Annotated in this window: 3 protein-coding genes; all 3 read left to right on the top strand. The window is 71.7% G+C overall.

Translation table 11 applies throughout. The features are described from left to right. Positions 1-285: hypothetical protein (locus ACYVE7_RS33665; protein ID WP_460370572.1), on the top strand; the 285-nt coding region annotated here is incomplete at its 5' end. 130 nt (positions 286-415) lie between these two features. After that, positions 416-769: a nitrite reductase small subunit NirD gene (gene nirD, locus ACYVE7_RS33660; protein WP_460370571.1), complete on the top strand. Its 354-nt coding sequence runs from the start codon at positions 416-418 to the stop codon at positions 767-769. After that, on the top strand, positions 766-1,644 hold an 879-nt coding region (locus ACYVE7_RS33655; protein ID WP_460370570.1), incomplete at its 3' end, for a uroporphyrinogen-III synthase. The genes nirD and ACYVE7_RS33655, both read left to right, overlap by 4 nt.

Here is a 1,644-nt window from a genome sequence, read left to right as displayed (position 1 = left end):
GCCGGGAAGGCGCGCCCGCGGACTCCTCGCCGCCCGGAGTCCCGCGCGCGCCCGGCGACCGGCGCCGCCGGATTGCCCGCCGACGACGAAGTCACCGGCGGTCGCCGTGCCCTCGGGGACGAACCGGCCCGGGAGATGATCGGCGGCGTCTCGGCCGTCATCTTCCGCGAGCCCGCCGTGACGCCATGTCACGGCGGGCCTTGTCGTTTCATGCCAGATGTCCGGTTTGTTGGCCGCATGGTCACGCGGCGACAACGAGGATGTCTCGACGTGAGCGTGTTTTAACACAGGGGTGACAAAGGGGACGCCGACAGGAAACGCGGTGTTTCCAGTATCGCCCCATGGAAGTCGGCGGAGAGGCACCCCCAAAAGAGCTGGTGGTGGACGGTCACGACCGCCGGCAGGAGGGGCTGGGATGACGCTCACGGAAGTCACCGCGCCACCCGTCTCGACATGGGTGGACGTCTGCGGCTACGGCGACCTCATGCCCGAACGCGGTGTCTGCGCGCTGATCGGCGAGCGTCAGGTGGCCCTTTTCCGCGCCCACGACGGCGCTCTGTACGCGCTCTGCAACCGGGACCCGTTCAGCGGTGCCTATGTGCTGTCGCGGGGCATCGTGGGGACCCGCAAGGGCGTGCCCACGGTCGCCTCGCCGATGCTCAAGCAGGTCTTCGACCTGACGTCCGGGCGCTGCCTGGACGATCCGGCGATCGCCGTCCCGACTTTTTCCATCAGGCTCAACGGCGACCGAGTGGAAGTGATGACGTGACCGAACAGGCGGGTGTGCTGAACAGCGAACCCTTGGCGGGGTTCGCGGTCGGGGTGACAGCGGCCCGTAGGCACGAGGAACTGGCCGCGCTGCTGGAGCGGCGCGGCGCCCGGGTCGTGCACGCCCCGGCGATCCGGCTGGTGCCGCTGCAGGACGACGCGGAGCTGCTGCACGCCACCGAGGACTGCATCAACCAGAACATCGACTTCGCGGTGGTCACCACCGGCATCGGCTTCCGGGCCTGGCTGGAGACCGCCGACGGCTGGGGGCTGCGCGACGATCTGATCGACCGGCTCGGCCGGGTCCGGATCCTCGCGCGCGGGCCCAAGGCGCGCGGCGCGATCCGCTCCGCCGGGCTGCACGACGAGTGGTCGCCGGAGTCCGAGAGCTGCGAGGAGGTGCTCAAGTACCTGCTGGAGCAGCCGCTGGAAGGCGCCAGGATCGCGGTCCAGCTCTTCGGCGAGCCGCTGCCGGAGTTCACCGACGCGCTGCGTGAACGGGGCGCCGAGGTGATCGAGGTGCCGGTGTACCGCTGGTCGCGGACCGACGACTCGACCCCGCTGCGCCGCCTCGTCGGCCAGGCCGTCGCCGGGACCGTCGACGCGATCACCTTCACCTCCTCGCCCGCCGTGGCCGCGACGCTGGCCGTCGCCGCCGAGGACGGGCTGGAGGACGCCCTGACCGAGGCGCTCCGCACCAACGTCGTCGCGGCGTGCGTCGGTCCCGTCACGGCGTTCGCGCTCACCGAGCGGGGCGTGCCGACGGTCCAGCCCGAACGGGCCAGGATCGGCGCGCTGGTCAGGGCGATCGTGGAGGATCTGCCGCTGCGCCGCGCCCGGCGGCTGCACGTGCGCGGCCACGCCCTCGAACTGCGC

Source organism: Actinocorallia lasiicapitis (assembly GCF_054778695.1).
This window is presented reverse-complemented; position numbering and strand designations above follow the sequence as displayed.